Genomic DNA, 23,876 nt, shown 5'->3' with positions numbered 1-23,876 from the left:
TTATAACCGGTAGAAACCTTTATCCTGGTCTTATTCAATTACTTCAATATCTCACTAATTTGAACAATGGGCTGAACATTGGTATAATTTGGAATGTCACCAACAATTTGCTCAGCGTTTGGTCCAAAAGCATTCTGATAATCTGAAAGTTGGTCAAAGTATAAATATCCAATGGCAAAATAAGGAATGGGCTCATCAGGAGTTCTGGCACCTATGCCCTTATCAATCTTGTAGTGTTTCATTGCATCTCCCAATAAATCGGCTACCATGGGCATATGCTTATTAGAATAGTAATCCATGTCAAATGTCTTTCCTTCACTGTTAGGGTATAAAATAGTTACTTTGACCATGCCTTTTTTTTCAGAAGGTGTATGCTGCTGGCAACTCATAAAAAATACCATTATGCTTATAAGGAGAAGGGTTTTGGCTTTCATTCGACTTTTTTTATGGGTTTGCCTAAAGTTACTGATTTTCAGTATTCATAAGTCAAAATAACTTTATTTGTTGCCTTGCTTGGTCAACAACTGGTTCAAACCTGCTTTTTCAAAAAGTATTTGCCCCACTTTGACATCTGACCATCCTTTTTTTAATCGATATGTAAAAGTAGGCTGACCATCTATAAGCTCGCAATCAATATAATAATTGGATATGCGTTCATTTGAAACTTTTTGGAGTTCCTGTATATGAGTAGATATGAAAAAGTAGCATCTGTCGAAATTACTTAAGCCGTTAATGGTCGTTTTGCAAATTTCAAAACCATCTTCGACATTTGTTCCGCTAAAAAGTTCATCAAAAACAGCGAAGCATTGATCTCCGTTTGTTGCATTTTCTACAACACTTTTGAGATTCATGATTTCCTTCATAAAATGACTGTAGCCCTTTAAGATGTCATCACTTCTATTGATTTCAATGGAAAAATGGGTGAAAAATGGGATTTCCGCACGGACAGCGGGTATACCTAATCCTATATGACCGAAATAAACACATAATGTGATGGCTTTTAATAGTGTTGATTTTCCAGACATATTGGGGCCATTTAACACTACCACATTACTTTCGCTTTCAATATCATTTTTGACAGGTGAATCCAGTAAAGGATGATAAAGTCGGTGTATTTTCAAGCCTCTTTCGACAAACTTTGGAAACGGAAAATTCATTTTGACCAGTGCATAACTTATTGAAAGGTAAGCTTCAAAAAGAAATAGGTCTTCCCAAAATGCTCTCACCTTCCCCGCTTTTTTAAACTCACTGATTCTTTGGGTAAGCTCTATGATATGCTTATCCTTCAATCTGTGTTCCCTAACGATGTTTTCATATTTATACAATTCAAAATGGGAAAGAAATTCTAGTATTCTTCTAATGCTGCATTCATAAGATTTCGGAAACTGTTTTAAGTCCAGCCTTGAAAAATATTTCGATTCGAGACGATGAAAGAACAATATCAGTTGATTGAATCTACTTATATAATGTATTTTTTCTTTCTTGGAGGTGAACAGCCTGTATTTGAGCTTTTTCTTGGACAGGTCTTCTATTTTTCCATCATTTAGAAAAAAATGCACTTCGTTCAAATACAGCACTGTATACGAGTACTCCTTCAGTGTTTTTTCATTACAAGAAAAACCTTTAAGAATGTTTTGGCGTTCAATTATCTCTGTTATGGATGATAGGGGGTTTTCTAAAATTTCAAGGATTTTCCTCTTGCTGAACATGTTCAATGAATAGTCAAACAATGGTAAAAGTTCCTTTTCAATATTTAAGTCCTTTAAATTGTTCATTCTTTATTTCAAACTGGTTTCACCTAGGTTAATAGTGGAATGTGGTGTATCAAAATAGCCAATTTGCAATGTATAACCCGATAGTGTCAGAAAAGTTATGGAAACTTTAAGATATGATTTCAACCAATATGGACTCAATTTATGGTAAAGGAGAAAACTCTAAAATTTTTCAAAAACACCAAGCCCAAACAAGGCAAAATCATACTTCACTGGATCTGTTGCATCAAGCCTTCTTAAATTTGTATCCAATTCTAAAAGTGCTTTGGCATCGTTTTGTTTTCGGTGGAGGAGTTTGAGTTTTCGTGCGACGTTTCCAGAGTGTACGTCCAAGGGACAGGAAAGTTGACTTGGTTTTAGGCTTTTCCAAATTCCAAAATCTACTCCAGTGCTATTGTCACGGACCATCCAACGTAAAAACATATTGATTCGTTTTGCGGCAGAACCTTTTAGTGGATCTGAGACATGTTTTTGGGTTCTAGTTTGATGAGGTAATTCGAAAAATGTCAACTTAAACTGTGAAATGGATGTTTGCAAGGAACCTTCTTCTTGATGTTTTGCAAAAGTAGATTCTAATCCTTTGTAGTTTAGATAGATATGTTTTAAACTTTGAACAAAATATTGAAGATCGGTTCCATTAAAAGTGCGATGGACAAAGGGGGTTAGCTTATCTAAGTCGTTTTCGGAATGGTTCAACACGAAATCATGTGGGGAATTATCCAAGAGTTCCATCAGCCGAACAGCATTGTTAATAATGCTTTTGCGATTGCCCCAGGCAATAGTGGCCGTAAGAAAACCACTAATTTCAATGTCCTCTTTTTTGGAGAATCGATGTGGAACCTGAATCGGATCACCCTCCAAAAAACTAGGGTGGTTATACTGTGCTACCTTTTCATCCAAAAAATCTTTGAGCTCGGACTGGTTCACATCAAAGAATTAGGATACTATTTGTCCGTCTACCATGGTCAACTTACGGTCGGCCATGTTCGCCAACTCAGTATTGTGGGTTACCAGTACAAAGGTTTGTCCAAACTCATCACGTAACTGGAAGAATAGTTTATGAAGATTATCTGCACTCTCGGAGTCCAAGTTGCCACTGGGCTCATCAGCCAAGATTACAGAGGGATTATTGATCAAAGAACGTGCAACGGCAACCCGCTGCTGCTCTCCACCCGAAAGCGCATTGGGTTTATGATCATACCGATTTTTTAATCCTAAAAAGTCCAATAATTCCTTTGCTCTTTTCTCCGCTTCGGCTTTTTGAGTCTTTTTTATGAATGCGGGTATACATACATTTTCCAAGGCGGTAAACTCTGGCAATAATTGGTGAAACTGAAAAATGAACCCGATATGTTCGTTTCTAAATCGAGCTAATGGCTTGTCTTTGAGTTGCAGCACATCAATACCATTTACGTTCAAGGAACAATCCATTGGATTGGAAGGGGAATCCAAAGTGCCCAGAATTTGCAATAGGGTTGTTTTTCCAGCTCCTGAAGCTCCTACGATGGAAATAACCTCCTCTTTCTGTATTTCTAGGTCAACTCCTTTGAGCACTTGCAGTTGTCCGTAACTTTTTTGGATATTTGCCGCCTTGATCATCGATTTAGCTTTATGGTGTGAAAGTAAGGATAAGAATTCAGCGCACAAAAATCGGGATTATAAATAAAGGTTTTAAGCCTCATTACGACTTTTAAAAGGGTTTAACAAAAACTAAAGGTTGTAGAATCAACATCTTTAGTTTACTTTTCAATGATAAATGGATAAGCAAGACAATACGCATTTGGAAACGGCCATTTTTGCAGGCGGATGTTTTTGGTGTACAGAAGCCGTTTTTCAACGCCTCCAAGGTGTTCACGAGGTAAAATCAGGTTATACAGGAGGTCAAATTAAAAATCCCGCATATCGTGAAATTTGTACGGGGAGGACTGGGCATGCGGAAGCCATCAGTATATTGTTTGACCCTGAACAGGTTTCCTATACAGAGTTACTCGAAGTATTCTTCGCTACACATGACCCTACGACCCTAAATCGTCAGGGAAATGATGTTGGAACGCAATACCGCAGCGAAATTTTCTACACAACACCGGCACAAAAGGAGCAGGCTGAGGAGTTTATCGCGCTTTTGGAAAAAGAAAGGATTTTTGGAGCACCAATTGTAACCGCTGTAACCGAAGAACAACCATTTTACTTGGCTGAACAGGAGCACCAGAATTATTATAACGATCATAAATCACAACCGTATTGTCAGTTTATCATTGATCCTAAGATCAAAAAGCTAAACCAGCATTTTTCAAATAAGCTAAACACTGTAAAATAACCATGGCGCCATATAAAAACTTAGAAGAATATAACATTGAGGTCACGAACGAGGTAAAGGACCGATTTTCCAGAATTATTGATGAAATAGGGGAGGATGTCAATCGTGATGGGCTGCTAAAAACCCCAGAACGAGCCGCTAAAGCCATGCTGTTCCTTACCCAAGGGTATAAACAAAATGCAGAAGAAATCCTTAAAGGAGCCATGTTCAAAGAGGATTATGACGACATGGTTATTATTAAGGACATTGAGGTGTACTCGCTTTGCGAGCATCATATGTTGCCCTTTTTTGGCAAGGCTCATATCGCCTATATTCCCAATGGATATATCGTGGGATTGAGTAAAATTCCTCGAATCGTTGATGTTTTTGCGCGTAGGTTACAGGTGCAAGAGCGTTTGACGCACGATATTCTAGAATGTATCAATGACACTTTAAAACCTCAAGGGGTAGCTGTTGTTATTGAAGCCTCACATATGTGTATGATGATGCGTGGGGTGCAAAAGCAAAACTCGGTAACTACTACTTCTGGTTTTAGGGGGCAATTTGAAAAAATTGAAACCCGCAATGAATTTTTGAAGCTGATAAGTTCCGATTTATCTTAATCGATTTTTTCATCTCAATTCGATTTCCTATTTTTCATCAATGGCACAAGAAAAAGACCCAAAGTATAGACACCTACTTTTAGGATTGCTGTTTGATGGTATTGGAATGCTTTCCTTTGCTATTCCTGGGATAGGGGAGTTCTCCGATGTAATCTGGGCCCCAGCTGCTGGATGGTTGATGACCCGAATGTACAGGGGTAAAATTGGTCAAGTTGCTGGAGTTGTGACGTTCGTTGAAGAGCTTGTTCCTGGTTTAGACATTATACCTTCGTTCACTTTGATGTGGATATACACCTATTTGATTTCAAAAGATAAAAAGGCATAAAGAAAACTGCTAAATGCGGGAGGTCCTCGTTTTGGGTTTAGACCTTGAAGCGATGTAAATACGCTATGGTCTTCCCAAAAGGTTGGCAAATCACCTAAGGTAAATGTAAAGGCGATTTTTGGTGCAAAAAACAAAGAAGCTGGCTTAGTATTGAGTTTAGCACATAGCTCACAGTCAAAGTCTGAACCAAAAACCGCCTCATGACTATTATCAACCTTATCTTGGGAATGAAAAGAATGGGAGGTGAATACATGATGAAAATTAAAGCTCCATTGAAACAACAATACCGAAATCAGGATGGTACTGAACCAGATATGTCGCTTTTGTGTTTTCACTTCCTTTTAAATTAAATCACAAGTTTTCTTATAAAAGAACCGTCTTATTCTATAGTTAAAGAAAAAGTTTGGGTGATGTCCGTTTCTCCACCAGCATCGACAAGTGTACCATCATTTGGTTTTTTAGGCTCGTGACGCAAGGTGACCGCCAAGGTTCCTGTGCTGGCATCCGTGGTGGTCAATGTGAACTTTATTCCAACCGGATTGTTGGTTGTAAAATTCGTTCCTGTCTCTGCAGATACATAGTCTGATTCTTCATCAGCATATGCCGTAGAGGCATTTAAACCTCCTCCAACTGCAAAAAAGAACTGATGTTCGGCTGCCTCACCCTCGATTTCTTCGTTGACATCCTCTGCGGGTGTTTCGGTTTCGTTCAAAAGTGCTACCATTCCATTGTAGGTGGTATTGGCGGCAAGATTACCAGAAACATTGATTTCCGGGGCATTGGGTCCATCACCGTCTAAATCTCTAGAAGTTAAGGTAACCGTTGTTCCAGCAGTTGGCGTAAGTGTCACCGTCATTGTGGTGATGGTCTCTTCTTCGTTTACTTCTTCCGGATCATTGTCATCATTTGAGCATGAGACAAATAGTTGTCCGGCAATTAGGGCTAATGATAAGAATTTAATTGTTTTCATAACATAAAGGTTTAATAGTTAAATTTTAATTGTATAATAAAGTTCCTCCCTAGATTATCGGTAAAAAGGCGTTGACGATTTAGGTAATCCCTATAATTTGTGTTGAATATATTGTTTGCCACCAACGAGGTGGTCAATTTCATGCCATTCCCAAATGGAAATTCCATTTTTGAGGTCAGACCCAATAAATGATAGGCATCCGGTGGTGTGTTGATTTCCAGCAAAACATCTTGTTGCTGTTCCGGAGAAAAGACCATTATGTTTTCTGGAACTTCATTCTGCCGCAAAACATATTGGCTTTCCAAAGCCACCTCAAAGTTTTTCCATTCGGGAAGCGTAAATGCAACCTTGTTTCTAAAATTAGCAGCAGGCATATTTATCAATGGCAAATTGTTACTTATATCTTTTCCCTTAACCAATGAAAATCGGTGCTCTGTGCTAAACTGTTTCGTCCAATCTGAGTAAATGGTAATATCCAAACCAAGCAATTTCGCATCTGTTTGTCTATATTCCCATAAGGGGAAGGCCCCTCTATTATTAAACTCAACATCGGTTGGTTCAATCAAAATGAAATTATTGACCCAATTGGAGTAAGGTTCGAAAGCAAATCCCCAGTTATTGAAATCTTGCTCAAAAGATGCTGTGATTTTATGTGATGTTTCACTATCGAAACGTAGGTCTCCCAATTCAATCCGAGCAGCAGAGTGGTGCAAGCCATCACTAAATAGTTCAGAAGGATTTGGAGCACGTTGTGACAGTGCATAGTTGACTTTTAGGTTTGATCCATTGTCAAATTCAAGGTGGCTTCCTAAGGTTGCCGATATATTGTGGTAATCGAAAACAGGGTTTACGAGTAACTGTGTGCCTAAATCGTTTATGATAAGATTTTGAAATTCGGTATCATACCCTCGTTCTAACCAACGTGAGGTCCTGTAGAATTTTTTTGCATCTATATGAGTAAAATCGTAACGGATACCACCCTCTAATAGCAGTTGATCATTGATTTGATATTCACCGATGATGAAAAGACCAAAGTCAAGCTTATCATAATCAGGTATCAGACGGCGTACTCCTGTATCTGGATTGGCAAAGTTTTCTTGATACCTTCCTAGCAGACCCACATGAAGCTGATAAGTTTCATTGGCATCCCATTTAAAATCAGTGGTCATGGTATGTGTGGTCAGTTCAAGGTCCACGGAGGCTCTATTGCTCCTGCCGCCTCTTCGGATATCAAATTCGAATCTATGGTTCTTTTGAAAATCATATTGCAGATTCCATTTTCCCAAGCCTTCAAATCTTTTATAAAAGTTGATTTTACCCAAATGGTGGGTCACTTTTTGTTTAGGATTTTGAAGGTCATAAGTAAACTCCCGAATTGTTTGGGGTTGAAGACTGTTAATTGCTCTAATCAAATCATCCACATTGCCTATATGGGAAGCTCTCAATATGGCTATTTCCGTGTTGAAATACGAATATCTTGCATCCCATCCCCAAGTAAATTGTCGTTTGCCAAATTGCAGGGAAGCACCAATTTCTTTTACTCCGGTATTGGAAAGGACATAATCTGCAGCCTCATGGTCTCCCAATCGTTTGAAAGACCCTTGGCCTTTTATGAACCAACCATTATCAAAGGCTTTGGTCAATTCAGATGTAATATTTCCGCCACGACCATTGGATACTCCATTTAATAGTGTTTTACCGTATAGGGTATCCTTGGCAGGAACTCGTGCTTGTTCCATAACAATGACGCCACCAATGGCATCACCACTATATTGAAGCGCAGACGCTCCTTTGATTATAGAAACCGAACCCGCAGCATTAATGTCAACATTCGGAGCGTGTTCATCACCCCATTCCATGTCCTGCATGCGTACACCATCGTTCAAAATTAATACTCGACTTCCATTTAAGCCATGGATGGTAGGTTTCACTATATTAGCTCCTGTGTTAAGGGATGATACACCTCCTAATTCCTTAAGTGCATCTCCCAAGCTTCCTGCACTGTATTGTTCAAGGGTAGCCAGCTTAAGCTTTTCTTCTTGTGCAGAATTGGTTTTGTATCTAACCGCGTCTCCAACCACGTTGACTTCATCCAGTTCTTCTAAATGGTGTTCCAGTTTGATGTCGAATTGGGTGACCCCATCTACCTTGATATCGACAAAGATGGTGGAACATTCGGGGTGGGAAACTTCCAACTGATAAGTTCCTGGGCATATACTAGTAAAGATATATTCCCCTTTCTTATTGGTTTTGACCTCAGAAAGTTGATCGATTAGTACGGTAGCATTTTCCAACGGTATTTTGCTATGATAATCTGTGACCTGTCCTTTAAGGACATCGTTGCATTCTTGTGATTTTCCCTGAAATGGGATAAAGCTCAAAAGAATAATGAAAAGCATTGCTCTCATTCTCAATTCAATAAATAATTTTGTGTGATAGGTATGTTTCCTAAAGAAACAAAAGATGTGGGGGTAGAAGTTCTATGCTATGTGAGGGGGAGGCCTAGAAAAAAGTGAAAAGTTAAAACGGATGGTTTTAAGTTGTTGGCCCGAGACAATTTCCTTAATAACCTGGATGACTTCTGGAGTATCCATTTCCACTACCGGAGTACTGAACTGTAATTCGGAGCCCTGATTTTCCATTACCAAATCGCAGACGGTACAGTTTTCAATTTCGTCCGTCTCCGAATCGTGGTGAACATATACATGAAAGGCCGATACCTTAACTAGTATTAAGGTGGTGAACAGTAAAAAACCTATGACCTTCTTACATTCGGGCATATCTAAGCAAAGGTATATTTTTTGACCCCAAGAATTATGTTAATAAAAACATAATTTATGGTATCAGGAAGCCTAACCCCATACGTTTAAGCATTTTTTTTTCAAAATTCCAGAAAAAACGAAACTGTCCGAACAACCAGCCGAATAAAACCAAAAGCACTTGGTAAATAGGAAAAATTAGTAGTACACGGATAGGCCAGTAAATCCATCCGCTTATAGAATCTTTTTGAATTCCTATCAAATCGGCCAAAGGACCCGCCAATTTTCCCGAGATGCTTCCGGTAATGGCAAAGACAATGAAGATGGCAATCATTTCCCAACGTTGTTCAACAGGCCATTTGTTCGCTAGCTTTTTAAAACACCAGATGAAAAACTTAATCATCAGAACATACAATGCTCCTCCTAACACGATAATAAATGTCCATTCAAGAATGTTGCTGTTTAAGCTAAAAACATGCAAAAGCCGACTAGCTATAATATAGGCTGTTAACAAAACCAACATTGAACCAAAAACGGGAAAGAAAAACTGCCAATTTTTAGTTATATCCCAGCGTATTCTTATTTTATTCATCCATCAAAAATTCGATGGCAAAAATAACACTTTAAATACGAGGTGTAAAAGGACCCAAGCGTTGATTATATTTTCTTTGGAAATAAACAAAGTAATTGTAGAGCTTGTAATTAACCTCATATCCGTAATCAATCGCAGGGTTGTAATCAATTTGAAGTTGGTATAAATTAGGATTGAAACGTTGTGGCTGCAGTACCCGTTGATTCCAATTGATCACCAATAATTGGTTTCTGTTCTCTAAAAAATCTTGGGAATAGTATCCTTCTGGTCGAGCAATACTTTGCAGCCAAGTATAAAAACCCGGGTCAATGATGATAATTTCATATTCCGTTTCTTCATCCTTAATCTCAACTCTTTCCTCACCTTGGGTGTCAAATATTGCCTTTTCATCGGCAGATATCTCCAGAGCTTCCTTTTGCGTGGTACAGGAATACAGTAGTCCCAAAACCAACGTTGAAGCCAATATGTTACGTAAAACTTTCTTTTTCATAACCTTAAAGTACAAAAAAAGCCATTTGATAAGTTCAAATGGCTTGTTAAATAACGTTAAGGAGACTTATTATTTTCCGAAAAGTCCGCCTAGGAGTCCGCCAAGACCACTTTTTTGGCGTCCTCCACTATTGAGCACCATCCCAGCTAAATCATCTACAACACTTCCGTCTCCATCGGAGTCCAAGAAGGTCTCGATTAGGGATTGTTGTTTTCTGGCAGAGCTTCCACCTCCCATTAGTCCTCCCAACAATCCACCAAGGGCATCAGGGCTGTTTACTTTCTGTTGTCTGGTCTGTTTTCCCAAATAGCCCAATAATATAGGAGCGGCTATCTTTAAAATTTGCGAAATGGTTCCCGCATCTATTCCAGATTTGTTGCTCAAGGCATTTTCCACTTGGGGTTGTTTAGCCCCAAATACATGACCAAGTATTCCTGCGCCATCATCCATGACACCTTGATCTACACCCCCGCCAAACAGACCACCAAGGTTATCTAAAATGCTGCCATCATGTTTTGAAGAAAGTGCATTCATCAAACCCTCAGCTCCACTTGATGTAGAAGCGTTTCTTTTCATGGCACCCATTAGAAGAGGCATAGCCATGCTCAATACATCCGCAGTCTTGTTTTCAGGTTGTCCAGTTTGACCAGCTACACCGCTAATCAGTTGTTTGCCCATTGGGCTGTTTAATAAATCTAATAATCCTGACATTTTGTAGTGTTTAGTTTAGAGTGACAATGTACAAAAAAGAAAAGGTATCAGGTCTACTTTAACAATTTGATGATTTGATCAGCGAGTTCTAGTCCAATCCTGTCTTGTGCTTCCTTGGTAGCAGCTCCAATATGGGGTGTCAACGAGATTTTAGGATGCATTAAAATACGGATTTCAGGATTAGGTTCAGATTCAAATACATCCAAGCCTGCAAAGGCAATTTTTTCGCTCTCCAAGGCATCTATCAAGGCAACTTCATCAATGACTCCGCCTCGTGAAGCATTTATTATTCCAACGCCGACTTTCATCTTGTCAAATTCCTTTTTGCCCAACACGTAGCTTTTTTGGGCGGGGACATGTACACTTATGAAGTCAGAACTTTTGAGAACAGCATCAAAATCACTGTTGGATAATTCAAATTTTACCGACTGTCCATCAAAAAATGGAATCTCCAATATCGTATTTTCAACGATAGGGTCATTGAAAATCACTTTCATGCCCAATCCAAGGGCCATTTTAGCTACAGCCTGACCTATGCGCCCGAATCCAATAACTCCGAGAGTCTTTCCCCTTAACTCGGAGCCCCCGCCATAACTTTTCTTGAGTTGTTTGAACTTGCTGTCTCCTTCAAGAGGCATATTTCGGTTAGAATCGTATAAAAAACGGACCCCACCAAATAAATGCGCAAAAACCAATTCGGCAACAGATTCCGAAGAAGCTGCAGGAGTATTGATGATGTGGATTCCTTTGGACTTGGCATAGGAGACATCAATATTGTCCATGCCAACACCTCCGCGACCAATCAATTTCAAACTTGGGCAAGAATCAATAAGAGACTGTCTCGCTTCAGTCGCACTGCGGACCAACAATGCACTGATATTCTTTTCATTAATGAAATTTGCCAATTGCTCTTGGGCCACCTTAGTAGTTATGACATCAAAACCCTCGGATTGTAATTTATCTATACCTGACTGGGCGATTCCGTCGTTAGCTAAAATCTTCATGTTTATCCTTTCTTTTCCAAATCACTCATAATATCTACCAAAACCCCTACACTTTCCAAAGGAAGGGCGTTGTACATGGAAGCCCTATATCCGCCAACAGAGCGGTGTCCATTTATTCCGCTGATTCCTGCCTCTTTGCATTTTTCGTCAAAAATCTCCTTTAGGGTCTCATCCGTAATATTGAAGGTTGCATTCATGTTTGAACGGTCTTCCTTTGCAGCAAATCCGGAGAAAACCGGATTCAATTCTATTTCAGAATAAATAAGGTTCGCTTTTCTTTCATTGATTTCCTCAATTGCAGCTATTCCACCTAAATCTTTAAGCCACTGCATTGTCAACATGGACGTGTACACTGCAAAAACCGGAGGGGTGTTGAACATGCTGTCCTTACCGACATGTACTGAATAATCCAACATAGAAGGAATTTTTCTGGATACTTTACCCAAAATATCCTCTTTTACAACAACAAGTGTGGTGCCGGCTGGTCCCATATTTTTCTGCGCCCCGGCATAGATCAAATCGAATTTCGAAAAATCCAGCTGACGTGAAAAAATATCGGAACTCATGTCACAAACCAAAGGGACATTGGTTTTGGGGAATTCTTTTACCTGTGTTCCAAAAATGGTATTGTTGGAGGTAAGGTGTAAATAATCCAAATCTTTTGGAATACTATATCCTTTGGGTATATAGTTAAAATTTTGATCTTGGGAAGAGGCCACTTCTACAATTTCTCCAAACAATCGAGCTTCCTTTAGGGCCTTAAGACTCCAAGTACCTGTATTTACGTACCCTGCTTTATTTTCCAATAGGTTATAGGCTGCCATCAAGAACTGGGTGCTTGCTCCTCCCTGCAGGAATAAGGCCTGATATCCCTTTCCTTCAAGCCCCAAAAGCTCTAACGCCAAAGAACGTGCCTTTTCCATAATGGCTACAAATTCCTTACTTCGGTGCGAGATTTCTATTAAGGAGAGTCCTATGCCATCCAGTTCAACTACTGCTTCAGAGGCTTTTTGCATTACTTCTTGTGGTAAAATACAAGGTCCGGCGCTAAAATTGTGCTTTTTCATATATAGGTTCGAGAGGTTTGAAACTCCTTCAAATTATTAGGCAGGAGAATCTGTTCAAATTAAATTAAGTGATAAAGGTCTTAAAAAAACTTGGATATGAAAACAATCCGCTGGGCTAAAGTTCTAGCAGGAATTTCATAGTGTCCACACCATCCGCGTAGTCGCTTAATCTGGGTTTTTGAGTCTGCCCAAAATCGACTTCATGTAAAAACCATCCTTTGGAAACCACGCATTGAATATCTTCTTCCCTGTTGGCCAATTCTTGTTTTAATGTTTCTTCCGAATCATAAAACTCATAGAAAAGAGAGGCAATAGGGGAGGAAAAGCTTTCGTCTTCTTTCAAGATTAAAAACCCATTGTCCAATATTTTAAATTCGCTCATCAAATAAACCGCTTTGTTATAATCGTAATTGTTGGCGTATTTGGTTTGATGGATAATATCCTTGTAAGCAAACAAAGCCTTAAAAAGCAGGTCAAAATCATAGTCTTTGGGCACATAGATTTTAGAAACATTTCTACAGCCAAGACCGTAATATCTAAAAATATCCTCACCCAAAGCCTCAAGTTGCTGCTTGGATTCATTTCCTGTTAGAATGGCCACAGCATTTCTATTTTTTCGGATAATATTGGGCTTTTTGCCAAAATAATATTCAAAATACCGACTTGTGTTGTTACTCCCGGTGGCTATTACTGCATCGAAATGTTCAAACTTTCCTTCAGTGAATTCGATGTTATCTTGAAGACTTGGTTCTTGCTGCACCAAAAAATCGCATAAAAAGGGCAGTAATACTTTATCGTTAGAGGAGGTTTTTGCCAAAACCTTGTTTCCAGAGAGCAAAATGCAAATAAAATCATGAAACCCTACAAGGGGAATGTTCCCGGCCATTACTACCCCAATGATCTTAGGATCGCTTTGGTTGTCCAATGTATAATTGGAAAGCCATTGGGTTAGTTTGTCTTCCGTCAGTAGATTAGACCATTGCTGTAGCGTAAAAAAGAGGTTTTCCTGTGTAAACCAAGTATTCTGTTCTTCTGCTCTTATCAATACATCCTTAAACAATGAAAACCTGCTTTCGGAATCTGCATTGTGATTTTCACAAAAATCCTTCAGATAATTTCCAAGTTTAACAAAAGCTTTCAATCTTCCCTTATATGCCATCATTATATTTGTACACTAATTTGGTAGGGTTTATTTTTGTGCACCAAAAGTAAGCATGCTGAGCTGATTTCGGCATAACAGAAAAGGAAAATTATGGCAATTATCATAACAGACGAATGCATCAACTGTGGAGCTTGCGAGCCAGAATGCCCCAACACGGCAATTTATGAAGGTGCTGATGAGTGGAGATATAGTGATGGTACTTCTTTGGCCGGGGATGTTGTACTTCCTGATGGCAAAGCGGTAGATGCTGACGAAGTGCAAGAACCCATAAGCGATGAAATCTATTATATAGCTCCTGATAAATGTACTGAGTGTATGGGTTTCCATGAGGAGCCGCAATGTGCTGCCGTATGCCCGGTGGACTGTTGTGTTCCAGATGAGGACCGCGTCGAGTCTGAAGACGAACTTCTTGGCAAGCAAAAATTTATGCACCCCGACGGGTAAATGCTAAAGCATTTTAGCGGCTATTTCCTTAAATAATTTTGCAGTGACCATAGCAGTCATATCATTAATGTCCCTTGTTGGGTTGTATTCAACGATGTCAGCACCTACAATTGGAGCATCAATTTTTTGAATGATATCGATTACTTGTCTTGTGCTCAGCCCTCCAGGTTCGTGATGTGACACTCCTGGCGCATAAGCAGGATCCAGAGCGTCCAAATCCAAAGAAAGGTATAGCGGATTTTTGAACTTGGGCATTTTAAAAGACTCGAAATCTTTCATTTCATTGATTTTGACCCCAAATTTTTCCGCATTTGTTCTTTGCGTGTCGTTTAAAGTTCGAATTCCAACCTGATATAAATTCTTAACTAATCCATCTTTCATAATGTTGAAAAAAGGGCATGCATGGGAATAGGGGTCACCTTCAAAATTTTCGTAGAGATCCCCATGCGCATCAATATGCAAAATATCGATTAGTCCGTAGGTCGCATGAAATGCTTGGATTACAGGAAAAGTAATTGAGTGATCGCCTCCTAATGTTATCATCGGATTTCCTTCTCGAAGTTGTTTGGATGTTATTTCTGATATATCAAAATAGTCTTTAATAGTATGATCGCCTGCATCGTCGAACAAATCTGGATGTATATAACTGCCATCTTCCGCCCAATAGTTGGCAGAATTGCTGTGATATGCTTCCCGAATTAATGGAGGAGCCAAAGCCGGACCTTTTAAAAAAGAGGACTTATCATCGTACAAAATGCCTTGAATTGTAATTTTTCCCATATATCAAATGTAAAAATTGATAACGGAATGCTTTGCTTCATTGTCATTATTGACCAAAGGATTTCTTATTACTTTTGCAAAATCTTGAAAAATAAACCCATGGAAGAAAAGGAGGAGGAATATAAGGGATTCTGGAAAAATGTAGGTTGCATACTCTCTGTGGTGGCTATTTTGGGTATTATCACAGTCTTGGTCATAGGTGCCTATATGTGGGCAAATGGATTTTAGCCTGTTAAAACATAGTTTTCCATATAAAAGTTCCACTTATATTTGCAGCCGAAAAATCAATGAACAATCGTCAATGTTCAATAATCAGTACTATGTCAAGTCTGATTGCTAATGTCTGATGTCTAAATATCTTTATTAATGAAAGCTGGTATTGTAGGATTGCCCAACGTAGGAAAATCAACACTTTTTAACTGTTTGTCCAATGCAAAGGCCCAAAGTGCAAATTTTCCGTTCTGTACCATTGAGCCCAATATTGGTGTGGTAAATGTACCTGACCCAAGATTGGAAAAATTGGAGGAGTTAGTAAATCCGGAAAAAGTAATTCCTGCCACCGTTGAAATCGTGGATATTGCTGGGTTGGTAAAAGGAGCTAGTAAAGGAGAAGGATTGGGGAACCAGTTTTTGGGTAATATTCGCGAAACTGATGCTATTCTTCATGTCTTGAGATGTTTCGACAACGATAATATCGTACATGTGGATGGCTCTGTGGATCCCATTAGGGACAAAGAGACCATTGATATGGAACTCCAACTAAAAGACTTGGAGAGTGTAGAGAAAAAACTGGACAAAGTAAAGCGTACCGCTAAGACTGGCAACAAAGAAGCTCAAAAGGAAGAAACTATTCTAAATGCTTTAAAAGAAGGTCTCGAATCGGGACTATCGGTAAGAGCGATTACTGTTGCTGATGATGATAAAGTAGCATATGTAAAACCCTTGCAACTGATTACTGATAAACCGGTTATGTACGTTTGTAACGTGGACGAAGGCGCTGCTGTTGAAGGAAATGCATATGTGGAAAAGGTGAAAGCTACTGTTGCGGATGAAAACGCGGAAGTGATTTTTCTAGCAGTAGGCACAGAAGCTGATATTACCGAGCTGGAAACATACGAGGAGCGTCAGCTATTTCTTGAGGATTTAGGGCTTACCGAACCCGGTTCCGCAAAACTCATAAGAGGGGCATATCGATTATTGAATTTGGAAACGTATTTTACCGCTGGTCAAAAGGAAGTTCGCGCTTGGACCATTCCAATTGGTGCGACAGCTCCGCAAGCCGCTGGTGTTATCCACACTGATTTTGAAAAAGGATTCATACGTGCCGAGGTGATTTCGTATAGTGATTATGTGGATTACGGAAGTGAAACCAAGGTCAAGGAAGCTGGTAAAATGAGAGTGGAAGGTAAAGATTACATAGTAAAAGATGGTGATGTGATGCATTTTAGGTTCAACGTGTAATAGTTGAACATTGTAATTCACAACCTTTCAAAACCTGCCTGGTTGTTCGGCTGAGTAGATTTGCCAAATGCCGGATAAAAACTTCAATAAAAGCTTAGGCGTACTTTATGGTGTGTTGGGTGTAGTCCTTTTTTCATCAAAGGCGGTAATGGTGAAACTGGCCTATGAATATAAAGTGAGCACATTAGACCTTCTTCTTTTCAGGATGCTCTTTGCGTTACCATTTTACGCAACAATTCTATGTCTTGTCAGAAAAAAGCAACAGGAAAAGACCACAACCAAGGACTATTTATGGCTGTTTGGTTTCGGTTTCCTAGGTTATTATTTGGCCAGTTATTTTGACTTTTTGGGACTTAATTATATTAAGGCAGGGTTGGAACGTATTATCCTATTTATTTATCCCACCATTGTAGTTTTTCTTTCCAGGTTTTTTTTCAAAGAAAAAATCTCCAAAATTCAAATGACCGCCATAGGCATTACCTATCTAGGCCTGATGGTCACTTTTTGGAACGAATTGGAAATTAAGGGAAATCAGGTTCTTTGGGGAGGCTTTTTGGTTTTGATGAGTGCCATAACGTATGCTTCTTATTTGGTTGGAAGTGGGTGGCTCATCCCAAAATTTGGGGTGCTTCGATTTACCTGTTACGCCATGATTGCCTCAACCTTTTGTATTATGATACATTATTCGTTTTCTGGGTCATGGAATCTTTTTGATTATCCCACGCCCGTCTACTTATATGGATTTGCCATGGCGATTTTGGCTACTCTGATTCCTTCCTTTTTAGTTTCAGCTTCGATTCAAAGACTAGGAGCGTCCAATTTTTCAATCCTTGGCAGTTTGGGGCCTATTTCTACCATTTTGCTCGCTTATGTCTTTCTTGCCGAAAGATTGAGCTACTCGCAATTATTGGGAATGTTGATCGTGATTTTTGGAGTGACCTACCTCTCCATCAATCGTAAAAGAAAATCAAGCAATTAAATAATATTAACAATGATTCCTTTCTCATTGTTGATTACTTTCCACATAACACACTTTTATTTTTACGGCTAAATTTTATATTAGCGAGGATTAACCCCTTTTCATGGCACAAACCCAGTATACAGAAGACAACATTCGTTCGTTGGATTGGAAGGAGCATATTCGTATGCGCCCAGGAATGTATATAGGTAAATTGGGCGACGGTTCTTCTGCTGATGATGGAATCTACATCCTCCTAAAAGAAGTCATCGATAACTGTATCGATGAATTTGTAATGGGGGCTGGGAAGACCATTGAAATCAATATCAAAGAGAACACAGTGAATGTCCGGGATTACGGACGCGGTATTCCATTGGGCAAAGTGGTGGATGTGGTCTCCAAAATGAATACGGGAGGAAAGTATGATACCCGTGCCTTTAAAAAATCAGTAGGACTTAATGGGGTGGGTACTAAAGCAGTAAATGCCCTTTCTGCCTATTTTAAGGTTGAATCCACCCGTGATGGGAAGTCCAAGTCCGCTGAATTTGAGACAGGAAACCTGGTTAACGAAGAGCTTTTGGAGGAGACCTCACGAAGAAGGGGAACCAAAGTAAGTTTCGTTCCTGATGAAACTATCTTTAAAAAATATAAATATCGCAATGAGTATGTAGAACGCATGCTCAAAAACTATGTGTACCTCAATCCGGGGCTTACCATTGTGTTCAATGGGGAGAAGTTCCACTCGGAAAATGGCCTAAAGGATTTATTAGAGGATAATAATAACACAGAAGATTTTCTATATCCTATTGTTCACCTAAAAGGGGACGACATTGAAGTGGCTTTGACCCATAGCAAAACACAGTATAGTGAAGAGTACCATTCTTTTGTAAACGGGCAGCACACTACTCAGGGAGGAACGCATCAAGCTGCATTTCGTGAGGCCATTGTAAAAACCATTCGGGATTTTTATGGGAAGAATTATGATGCTTCAGATATTAGGAAGTCAATAATTTCCGCAATATCCATCAAGGTCATGGAGCCTGTCTTTGAAAGTCAGACCAAGACCAAGCTTGGTTCAACGGATATGGGCGGGAAGTTGCCCACGGTCCGGACCTACGTGAACGATTTTATCGGGAAATACCTGGACAACTATCTGCATAAAAACCCTGAAACGGCCGAGGCATTACAGCGCAAGATTGTACAAGCCGAAAAAGAACGTAAAGAACTCTCAGGTATTCGAAAACTTGCTCGTGACCGTGCCAAAAAAGCAAGCTTGCACAATAAGAAGTTACGCGATTGCCGTGTACACCTTCAGGACATGAAGAAGGATAGAAGATTGGAATCTACATTGTTTATAACAGAGGGAGATTCAGCTTCAGGGTCTATTACCAAGTCAAGGGACGTTAATACTCAGGCTGTTTTCAGTTTGCGTGGCAAACCATTGAATTCCTATGGAATGTCTAAAAAGATTGTGTATGAAAATGAAGAATTCAATCTTCTACAAGCAGCATTGAACATTGAAGAGTCCATGGAAGATTTGCGCTACAATAATATTGTAATCGCTACGGATGCTGACGTGGATGGAATGCACATAAGATTGTTGTTGATTACATTCTTCTTGCAATTTTTCCCAGAGTTGATAAAAGAAAACCATTTGTACATTCTTCAAACTCCTCTTTTTAGGGTTAGGAATAAAAAGGAAACTATTTATTGTTATAGCGAGGAAGAACGAAGAAATGCAATTCAAAAGCTTTCAGGGAAGCCGGAGATAACCCGTTTTAAGGGATTGGGTGAGATTTCCCCTGATGAGTTTAAACACTTTATTGGTGATGATATCCGATTGGAGCCAGTTATGTTAGACAAGGCTATGAGCATCGATAGTTTACTGAAGTTTTACATGGGTAAAAACACACCCGACCGTCAAGAGTTTATCATTAACAATCTTAAAGTAGAACTTGATTTAGTAGAAGAAAACTAACTATAAACCAAATAAATGCATTCCTTCTAAATGGAAGAGAACGAAGCACTGAATGATGAAGGTTTAGAAAACCAAGACAATTCCCAAGAAACACTAACTAGGGTTACAGGCATGTACAAGGACTGGTTCTTGGACTATGCTTCCTACGTAATTTTGGAAAGGGCTGTTCCTGCAATAGAAGACGGGTTTAAACCTGTACAGCGCAGGATTATGCATGCACTAAAGGAGCTTGATGATGGTCGTTATAATAAAGTGGCCAATGTTGTAGGGCATACCATGCAATACCATCCGCATGGTGACGCCAGTATTGCGGATGCCATGGTGCAAATAGGGCAAAAAGACCTGCTCATAGATACCCAGGGTAACTGGGGCAACATCCTTACAGGAGACGGTGCTGCCGCTTCGAGGTATATCGAAGCGCGTCTTTCAAAGTTTGCACTGGATGTGGTTTATAGTCCTAAGATTACCGAATGGCAGCTTTCTTATGACGGACGAAAAAAAGAGCCTGTCAATCTTCCTGTAAAATTCCCATTGTTATTGGCACAGGGCGCAGAAGGAATTGCAGTCGGCTTATCCACCAAAATACTGCCTCACAATTTCAATGAGCTTATTGATGCTTCCATTAAGCATTTAAGGGGACAGCGATTTAAGTTGTTTCCCGACTTCCCTACTGCTGGAATCATAGATGTAACCAATTATAACGACGGCCTAAGAGGGGGAAAAATTCGAGTTCGAGCCAGAATATCCACTCTTGATAAGAACACACTGGTTATAAAGGAGATACCCTATGGAACCAATACTTCTTCTTTAATAGACTCTATCTTAAAAGCCAATGACAAAGGCAAGATTAAAATAAAGCGTATTGAGGACAATACCGCAGCCGAGGTTGAAATTTTAGTACATCTCCCGAGTGGTATTTCTCCAGACAAGACTATCGATGCCTTATATGCCTTCACGGCCTGCGAGTCATCTATTTCTCCTTTAGGATGTATCATTGAAGACAATAAGCCTTTGTTTATCGGGGTTCGGGAAATGTTGGAGCGCTCTACGGATTACACAGTTGAATTGCTGAAAGCGGAACTTGAAATTCAGTTGGGCGAACTAGAAGAACAATGGCATTTTGCATCACTTGAGCGCATTTTCATTGAAAACAGGATATACCGTGATATCGAAGAGGAAGAGACTTGGGAGGGGGTAATTGCAGCCATAGACAAGGGTTTGAAGCCTCACACTAAAAATCTTAAAAGAGAAGTTACTGAAGAGGACATTGTTCGTCTTACCGAGATTCGAATTAAACGTATTTCCAAATTTGATTTGGAAAAGGCCCAGCAGCTTATTGAAAGTCTGGATGAGCGAATTGCCCAGACCAAATATCACTTGGAGCATTTGGTTGATTTTGCCATAGACTACTTCAAAGAACTTAAAAAGAAGTATGGCAAGGGGCGGGAACGAAAATCCGAAATCAAGATTTTCGATGATATCGAAGCGACTAAAGTAGTGATTCGCAATACTAAATTGTATGTAAATCGTGAAGAAGGTTTTATTGGTACATCCCTTCGAAGAGATGAATACGTAACGGATTGTAGTGATATCGATAACATCATCGTTTTTACCAAAAAAGGAGAGATGATGGTGACCAAAGTGGATTCAAAAATCTTTGTGGGAAAGAATATCATTCATGTTGGAGTGTTTAAAAAGAAAGATGCCCGCACAACTTATAACATGATTTACAAGGATGGTAGGGGAGGCCCGAGCTATATTAAACGTTTCAATGTGACGGGAGTTACAAGAGACAAGATGTACCAGCTGGCAGGAGGGAAAACTTCAGCCGAGGTGATGTATTTCACGGCAAACCCTAATGGTGAGGCAGAAGTTATAACCGTATTGCTTCGTCAATCTGGCAGTATTAAAAAGCTCAAGTGGGATTTGGATTTTGCCGATGTCTTAATTAAAGGAAGGGGTTCCAAAGGAAATTTGGTCACCAAATATGCCGTGAAGAGAATCGAGCTCAAGGAAAAGGGCGTTTCAACGCTCAAACCAAGAAAAATTTGGTTCGATGATGTTGTGAACCGTTTAAATGTGGATGGAAGAGGAGAGCTTCTTGGCGACTTTAAAGGTGAGGACTTGTTATTGGTTATGGACCAAAAAGGAAGGGTAAAAACAATTCCGCCCGATCTTTTGACCCGATTCGCGGATGATATGGTCGTATTGGAGAAGTGGAATCCCAAAAAACCCATTTCCGTGGTGCATTATGAAGGTGAGAAAGAGCGATATTATATAAAGCGTTTCCTTATCGAAAATCCAGCCAAGGAAGAAATTGTTATTTCTGAGCACCCTAAATCCCAAATGGAACTCGTATCCACGGATTGGAAACCTATGATTGAGGTTGAATTCCCTAAACCAAGAGGTAAAGAGGCAAAACCAAATCAACAGGTAGATGTGGAAAGCTTTATTTCCATTAAAGGAATAAAGGCGATGGGCAATCAATTGACCTCCGAAAAAGTAAAGAATATTAATGCGTTGGAACCGCTTCCCTTTGAAGAACCCAAAGACCCTGTTCCAGAGGAAATTGAGGTTGTTGATGAGGAAAGAATAGGAGATTCCAAGGAAAATAATAAGGGTGAAAGCGAAGGTTCTGATCAAACTTCTTTGTTTTAAAGGAATATTCCGCTATTTTGCTGAATAACCATTCACCAAACCGAAAGCTAAACTGTTTTTATGGATTTTACCAACCCGCTGGTTTACGGCGTGCCCGTTTTTATTGCCTTTATTCTATTTGAACTGACCTATAGCAAGACACATGGAGACGAACATCTTTATAGTTGGAAGGATTTGGCTGCCAGTGGATTTATGGGAATAGGTTCCGCAATTTTGGGCCCATTTTTCAAAGTTGTTTTTGCGATAGTACTTTTTGAATGGGTTTATGAGTTTTGGAACCCAGTTGTCGATGGTGTACGTCAAAATCTTTTGGGCTACAAATCTTTTGGGTATGCTTGGTACATGTGGCTGCTTTGCCAATTGGCTGATGACTTTACTTACTATTGGTTCCATAGGGCCAATCATGAAATACGCATACTGTGGGCAGCACATATTGTACATCATTCCTCTGACAACTACAACCTTGGGACTGCCGTTCGTAACGGATGGTTCACCATTTTATATAAGCCGCTTTTTTATATGTGGATGCCAGCGATAGGCTTTCCTCCAGAAATGGTTGTGGTGTGCTTGGGAATTGAAGCGCTTTGGCAGTTTCAATTACATTCGGTATATATTCCCAAAATGGGATTTATTGAAAAAATATTTAATACCCATACCATGCATCAGGTTCACCATGCCCAAAACGTGGAATATCTGGATAAAAACCACGGAGGGTTTTTAAATATCTTTGACAAACTTTTTGGTACCTGGAAAGAATTGGACGATGATATTGACGTGAAATATGGCGTAATCCATTCGCCAAACTCATATAACCCGGTAGTAATTCTGACCCATGAGTTTAAAGATATTTGGAATGATGTAAAGAAATCCAACAAACTTTATCATAAGTTTATGTATATTTTTGGCCCTCCTGGATGGAGTCATGATGGTAGTACACTTACCGTCAAGCAGCAGCAAAAATTACAAAAACAACACAAGGAAGAATACCCTGGACTAGCTTATCAACGCCCTAACTAGTTTTCTTCGATCACCTTATTTTTCGATTTGTTCTTTTTCATTCTAAGATCAAAGAACTCCACCATCAAAGAGAAGGCTATGGCAAAGTATAGATACCCTTTAGGAATGGCCCCAACCTCATTATCAAATACAATCAAATGAGATAGGTGAGCAGCTTCAGCAATCAACATAAACCCAATTAAAATCAAGAAAGACAATCCCAAAACTTGAACGGAAGGATGCCGATTTACAAATTCCCCTACTGGGTTGGCAAACAGCATCATTATAATTACCGAGGCAACCACAGCTGTTATCATTAAAACAAGCGCATCCGTTGGGTTTGGTGAAATACCGTTGGTCATCCCAATGGCAGTCAGTATGGAATCAAAGGAAAAAACGATATTAATAACCGTAATTTGGACAATGGCGTTGGTTAAGGAGGATGACCTTGACTTGGTCACTTCACGTTCATCATGGCCTCTATCTTCAATCTTTTCATGAATCTCTTTTGTGCTTTTATACAAGAGAAAAAGTCCTCCTACAAATAAGATGACCGCTTGCCAGCTAATACCTCCGGTAATCCATTCTTCATCGAGCACCAAAAAGGGTTTTTTCATTTTGGTTAGCCAGGTAATACCAAATAAAAGTAAAATTCGCATCCCCATGGCAAGAACCAATCCAATATTGGTGGCTTTTCGCCTATCTTTCTTTTCCAGTTTTCCGGCAGCAATGGATATAAAGATGATATTGTCAATCCCTAGTATAATTTCCAAAAAGGTAAGGGTGAGCAATGCCATCCAGGCATCTGGGCTGGTAAAAATTTCAAACAT

At 39.5% G+C, this 23,876-nt stretch carries 26 protein-coding genes; 10 read left to right on the top strand and 16 right to left on the bottom strand.

Annotated elements, in window-relative coordinates:
• Window positions 1-38: 38 nt before the first annotated feature.
• The 4 genes from E4661_RS02735 to E4661_RS02720 form a co-directional block, all read right to left on the bottom strand.
• The gene (locus E4661_RS02735; protein ID WP_136465283.1) at window positions 39-434 is read right to left on the bottom strand and encodes an EthD family reductase; all 396 of its coding nucleotides are present in this window, start codon (window positions 432-434) and stop codon (window positions 39-41) included.
• A gap of 63 nt (window positions 435-497) precedes the next feature.
• Window positions 498-1,775 carry a MutS-related protein gene (locus E4661_RS02730; RefSeq protein ID WP_136465282.1) on the bottom strand — a complete coding sequence of 426 codons (1,278 nt, stop codon included), beginning with the start codon at window positions 1,773-1,775 and terminating at the stop codon, window positions 498-500.
• A gap of 159 nt (window positions 1,776-1,934) precedes the next feature.
• The gene (locus E4661_RS02725; protein WP_136465281.1) at window positions 1,935-2,699 is read right to left on the bottom strand and encodes a TIGR02757 family protein; all 765 of its coding nucleotides are present in this window, start codon (window positions 2,697-2,699) and stop codon (window positions 1,935-1,937) included.
• A 9-nt stretch (window positions 2,700-2,708) separates the two neighbouring features.
• Window positions 2,709-3,371, bottom strand: a complete 663-nt coding sequence (locus tag E4661_RS02720; protein ID WP_136465280.1) for an ABC transporter ATP-binding protein — start codon at window positions 3,369-3,371, stop codon at window positions 2,709-2,711.
• Window positions 3,372-3,528: 157 nt separating this feature from the next.
• On the opposite strand from E4661_RS02720, the gene msrA reads away from it, so the two are divergent.
• Genes msrA through E4661_RS02705 form a run of 3 tightly spaced genes read left to right on the top strand, consistent with a single transcriptional unit; the run spans window position 3,529 to window position 5,016 of the window.
• Window positions 3,529-4,089, top strand: a complete 561-nt coding sequence (gene msrA / locus E4661_RS02715) for a peptide-methionine (S)-S-oxide reductase MsrA (protein ID WP_136465279.1) — start codon at window positions 3,529-3,531, stop codon at window positions 4,087-4,089.
• A gap of 2 nt (window positions 4,090-4,091) precedes the next feature.
• Window positions 4,092-4,691 (top strand): GTP cyclohydrolase I FolE, encoded by a 600-nt coding sequence (gene folE / locus E4661_RS02710; protein ID WP_136465278.1) that lies wholly within the window; start codon window positions 4,092-4,094, stop codon window positions 4,689-4,691.
• 40 nt (window positions 4,692-4,731) lie between these two features.
• Entirely contained in the window at window positions 4,732-5,016 is a 285-nt protein-coding gene (locus E4661_RS02705) for a hypothetical protein (protein ID WP_136465277.1), read from the top strand.
• Here E4661_RS02705 and E4661_RS02700 read toward each other — a convergent pair.
• The 10 genes from E4661_RS02700 to E4661_RS02655 all read right to left on the bottom strand — a co-directional run bounded on the left by E4661_RS02700 (window position 4,986) and on the right by E4661_RS02655 (window position 13,768).
• Window positions 4,986-5,351, bottom strand: a complete 366-nt coding sequence (locus E4661_RS02700; protein ID WP_136465276.1) for a hypothetical protein — start codon at window positions 5,349-5,351, stop codon at window positions 4,986-4,988. The two genes, E4661_RS02705 and E4661_RS02700, sit on opposite strands and share 31 nt — an antisense overlap.
• 44 nt (window positions 5,352-5,395) lie before the next feature.
• On the bottom strand, window positions 5,396-5,986 hold the full coding sequence (locus E4661_RS02695; protein ID WP_136465275.1) for a type 1 periplasmic binding fold superfamily protein: 591 nt from the start codon (window positions 5,984-5,986) through the stop codon (window positions 5,396-5,398).
• An 11-nt stretch (window positions 5,987-5,997) separates the two neighbouring features.
• Entirely contained in the window at window positions 5,998-8,394 is a 2,397-nt protein-coding gene (locus E4661_RS02690) for a TonB-dependent receptor (RefSeq protein ID WP_136465274.1), read from the bottom strand.
• Window positions 8,395-8,466: 72 nt separating this feature from the next.
• A complete protein-coding gene (locus E4661_RS02685; protein WP_136465273.1) occupies window positions 8,467-8,766 on the bottom strand; it encodes a hypothetical protein in 300 nt (99 codons plus the stop codon).
• Between the two features lie 55 nt (window positions 8,767-8,821).
• Entirely contained in the window at window positions 8,822-9,337 is a 516-nt protein-coding gene (locus E4661_RS02680; protein WP_136465272.1) for a DUF6787 family protein, read from the bottom strand.
• A 31-nt stretch (window positions 9,338-9,368) separates the two neighbouring features.
• Window positions 9,369-9,827, bottom strand: coding sequence for a DUF6146 family protein (locus E4661_RS02675; RefSeq protein WP_136465271.1), 459 nt, complete (start codon window positions 9,825-9,827; stop codon window positions 9,369-9,371).
• Window positions 9,828-9,896: 69 nt separating this feature from the next.
• The gene (locus E4661_RS02670; RefSeq protein WP_136465270.1) at window positions 9,897-10,538 is read right to left on the bottom strand and encodes a DUF937 domain-containing protein; all 642 of its coding nucleotides are present in this window, start codon (window positions 10,536-10,538) and stop codon (window positions 9,897-9,899) included.
• 53 nt (window positions 10,539-10,591) lie between these two features.
• Entirely contained in the window at window positions 10,592-11,542 is a 951-nt protein-coding gene (locus E4661_RS02665) for a D-2-hydroxyacid dehydrogenase (RefSeq protein WP_136465269.1), read from the bottom strand.
• A 2-nt stretch (window positions 11,543-11,544) separates the two neighbouring features.
• Complete coding sequence (gene serC / locus E4661_RS02660) at window positions 11,545-12,609, bottom strand: 3-phosphoserine/phosphohydroxythreonine transaminase (RefSeq protein WP_136465268.1); 1,065 nt, start codon at window positions 12,607-12,609, stop codon at window positions 11,545-11,547.
• A 115-nt stretch (window positions 12,610-12,724) separates the two neighbouring features.
• On the bottom strand, window positions 12,725-13,768 hold the full coding sequence (locus E4661_RS02655; protein ID WP_136465497.1) for an acyl-CoA reductase: 1,044 nt from the start codon (window positions 13,766-13,768) through the stop codon (window positions 12,725-12,727).
• A gap of 93 nt (window positions 13,769-13,861) precedes the next feature.
• On the opposite strand from E4661_RS02655, the gene E4661_RS02650 reads away from it, so the two are divergent.
• Complete coding sequence (locus tag E4661_RS02650; RefSeq protein WP_136465267.1) at window positions 13,862-14,215, top strand: 4Fe-4S dicluster domain-containing protein; 354 nt, start codon at window positions 13,862-13,864, stop codon at window positions 14,213-14,215.
• Between the two features lie 3 nt (window positions 14,216-14,218).
• On the opposite strand, the gene E4661_RS02645 is transcribed toward E4661_RS02650, so the two are convergent.
• The gene (locus E4661_RS02645) at window positions 14,219-14,995 is read right to left on the bottom strand and encodes an agmatinase family protein (protein WP_136465266.1); all 777 of its coding nucleotides are present in this window, start codon (window positions 14,993-14,995) and stop codon (window positions 14,219-14,221) included.
• Window positions 14,996-15,094: 99 nt separating this feature from the next.
• Between E4661_RS02645 and E4661_RS19555 the strand changes: the two genes are divergently transcribed.
• The 6 genes from E4661_RS19555 (at window position 15,095) to E4661_RS02620 (ending at window position 23,067) form a co-directional block, all read left to right on the top strand.
• Complete coding sequence (locus E4661_RS19555) at window positions 15,095-15,223, top strand: hypothetical protein (protein ID WP_262709905.1); 129 nt, start codon at window positions 15,095-15,097, stop codon at window positions 15,221-15,223.
• Window positions 15,224-15,361: 138 nt separating this feature from the next.
• A complete protein-coding gene (gene ychF / locus E4661_RS02640) occupies window positions 15,362-16,456 on the top strand; it encodes a redox-regulated ATPase YchF (RefSeq protein ID WP_136465265.1) in 1,095 nt (364 codons plus the stop codon).
• 67 nt (window positions 16,457-16,523) lie between these two features.
• A complete protein-coding gene (locus tag E4661_RS02635) occupies window positions 16,524-17,435 on the top strand; it encodes a DMT family transporter (protein ID WP_136465264.1) in 912 nt (303 codons plus the stop codon).
• A 103-nt stretch (window positions 17,436-17,538) separates the two neighbouring features.
• Window positions 17,539-19,392, top strand: a complete 1,854-nt coding sequence (locus E4661_RS02630) for a DNA topoisomerase IV subunit B (protein ID WP_136465263.1) — start codon at window positions 17,539-17,541, stop codon at window positions 19,390-19,392.
• A 30-nt stretch (window positions 19,393-19,422) separates the two neighbouring features.
• Window positions 19,423-22,050 carry a DNA gyrase/topoisomerase IV subunit A gene (locus tag E4661_RS02625; RefSeq protein WP_136465262.1) on the top strand — a complete coding sequence of 876 codons (2,628 nt, stop codon included), beginning with the start codon at window positions 19,423-19,425 and terminating at the stop codon, window positions 22,048-22,050.
• A 60-nt stretch (window positions 22,051-22,110) separates the two neighbouring features.
• Window positions 22,111-23,067 (top strand): sterol desaturase family protein, encoded by a 957-nt coding sequence (locus tag E4661_RS02620; RefSeq protein WP_136465261.1) that lies wholly within the window; start codon window positions 22,111-22,113, stop codon window positions 23,065-23,067.
• On the opposite strand, the gene E4661_RS02615 is transcribed toward E4661_RS02620, so the two are convergent.
• A complete protein-coding gene (locus E4661_RS02615; RefSeq protein WP_136465260.1) occupies window positions 23,064-23,876 on the bottom strand; it encodes a TerC family protein in 813 nt (270 codons plus the stop codon). The two genes, E4661_RS02620 and E4661_RS02615, sit on opposite strands and share 4 nt — an antisense overlap.

Origin of the sequence: Flagellimonas onchidii (genome assembly GCF_004804315.1) — a bacterium.
GTDB classification, from domain to species: Bacteria; Bacteroidota; Bacteroidia; order Flavobacteriales; family Flavobacteriaceae; genus Flagellimonas; species Flagellimonas onchidii.
This window is presented reverse-complemented; position numbering and strand designations above follow the sequence as displayed.

What these genes read in the sequence shown, in the direction of transcription:
- E4661_RS02735 (WP_136465283.1), bottom strand. Translation starts at nt 434, where the DNA reads ATGAAAGCCAAAACCCTTCTCCTTATAAGCATAATGGTATTTTTTATG.
- E4661_RS02730 (WP_136465282.1), bottom strand. Translation starts at nt 1,775, where the DNA reads ATGAACAATTTAAAGGACTTAAATATTGAAAAGGAACTTTTACCATTG.
- E4661_RS02720 (WP_136465280.1), bottom strand. Translation starts at nt 3,371, where the DNA reads ATGATCAAGGCGGCAAATATCCAAAAAAGTTACGGACAACTGCAAGTG.
- msrA (WP_136465279.1), top strand. Translation starts at nt 3,529, where the DNA reads ATGGATAAGCAAGACAATACGCATTTGGAAACGGCCATTTTTGCAGGC.
- folE (WP_136465278.1), top strand. Translation starts at nt 4,092, where the DNA reads ATGGCGCCATATAAAAACTTAGAAGAATATAACATTGAGGTCACGAAC.
- E4661_RS02705 (WP_136465277.1), top strand. Translation starts at nt 4,732, where the DNA reads ATGGCACAAGAAAAAGACCCAAAGTATAGACACCTACTTTTAGGATTG.
- E4661_RS02695 (WP_136465275.1), bottom strand. Translation starts at nt 5,986, where the DNA reads ATGAAAACAATTAAATTCTTATCATTAGCCCTAATTGCCGGACAACTA.
- E4661_RS02690 (WP_136465274.1), bottom strand. Translation starts at nt 8,394, where the DNA reads ATGAGAGCAATGCTTTTCATTATTCTTTTGAGCTTTATCCCATTTCAG.
- E4661_RS02685 (WP_136465273.1), bottom strand. Translation starts at nt 8,766, where the DNA reads ATGCCCGAATGTAAGAAGGTCATAGGTTTTTTACTGTTCACCACCTTA.
- E4661_RS02680 (WP_136465272.1), bottom strand. Translation starts at nt 9,337, where the DNA reads ATGAATAAAATAAGAATACGCTGGGATATAACTAAAAATTGGCAGTTT.
- E4661_RS02675 (WP_136465271.1), bottom strand. Translation starts at nt 9,827, where the DNA reads ATGAAAAAGAAAGTTTTACGTAACATATTGGCTTCAACGTTGGTTTTG.
- E4661_RS02670 (WP_136465270.1), bottom strand. Translation starts at nt 10,538, where the DNA reads ATGTCAGGATTATTAGATTTATTAAACAGCCCAATGGGCAAACAACTG.
- E4661_RS02665 (WP_136465269.1), bottom strand. Translation starts at nt 11,542, where the DNA reads ATGAAGATTTTAGCTAACGACGGAATCGCCCAGTCAGGTATAGATAAA.
- serC (WP_136465268.1), bottom strand. Translation starts at nt 12,609, where the DNA reads ATGAAAAAGCACAATTTTAGCGCCGGACCTTGTATTTTACCACAAGAA.
- E4661_RS02655 (WP_136465497.1), bottom strand. Translation starts at nt 13,768, where the DNA reads ATGGCATATAAGGGAAGATTGAAAGCTTTTGTTAAACTTGGAAATTAT.
- E4661_RS02650 (WP_136465267.1), top strand. Translation starts at nt 13,862, where the DNA reads ATGGCAATTATCATAACAGACGAATGCATCAACTGTGGAGCTTGCGAG.
- E4661_RS02645 (WP_136465266.1), bottom strand. Translation starts at nt 14,995, where the DNA reads ATGGGAAAAATTACAATTCAAGGCATTTTGTACGATGATAAGTCCTCT.
- E4661_RS19555 (WP_262709905.1), top strand. Translation starts at nt 15,095, where the DNA reads ATGGAAGAAAAGGAGGAGGAATATAAGGGATTCTGGAAAAATGTAGGT.
- ychF (WP_136465265.1), top strand. Translation starts at nt 15,362, where the DNA reads ATGAAAGCTGGTATTGTAGGATTGCCCAACGTAGGAAAATCAACACTT.
- E4661_RS02635 (WP_136465264.1), top strand. Translation starts at nt 16,524, where the DNA reads ATGCCGGATAAAAACTTCAATAAAAGCTTAGGCGTACTTTATGGTGTG.
- E4661_RS02630 (WP_136465263.1), top strand. Translation starts at nt 17,539, where the DNA reads ATGGCACAAACCCAGTATACAGAAGACAACATTCGTTCGTTGGATTGG.
- E4661_RS02625 (WP_136465262.1), top strand. Translation starts at nt 19,423, where the DNA reads ATGGAAGAGAACGAAGCACTGAATGATGAAGGTTTAGAAAACCAAGAC.
- E4661_RS02620 (WP_136465261.1), top strand. Translation starts at nt 22,111, where the DNA reads ATGGATTTTACCAACCCGCTGGTTTACGGCGTGCCCGTTTTTATTGCC.
- E4661_RS02615 (WP_136465260.1), bottom strand. Translation starts at nt 23,876, where the DNA reads ATGTTTGAAATTTTTACCAGCCCAGATGCCTGGATGGCATTGCTCACC.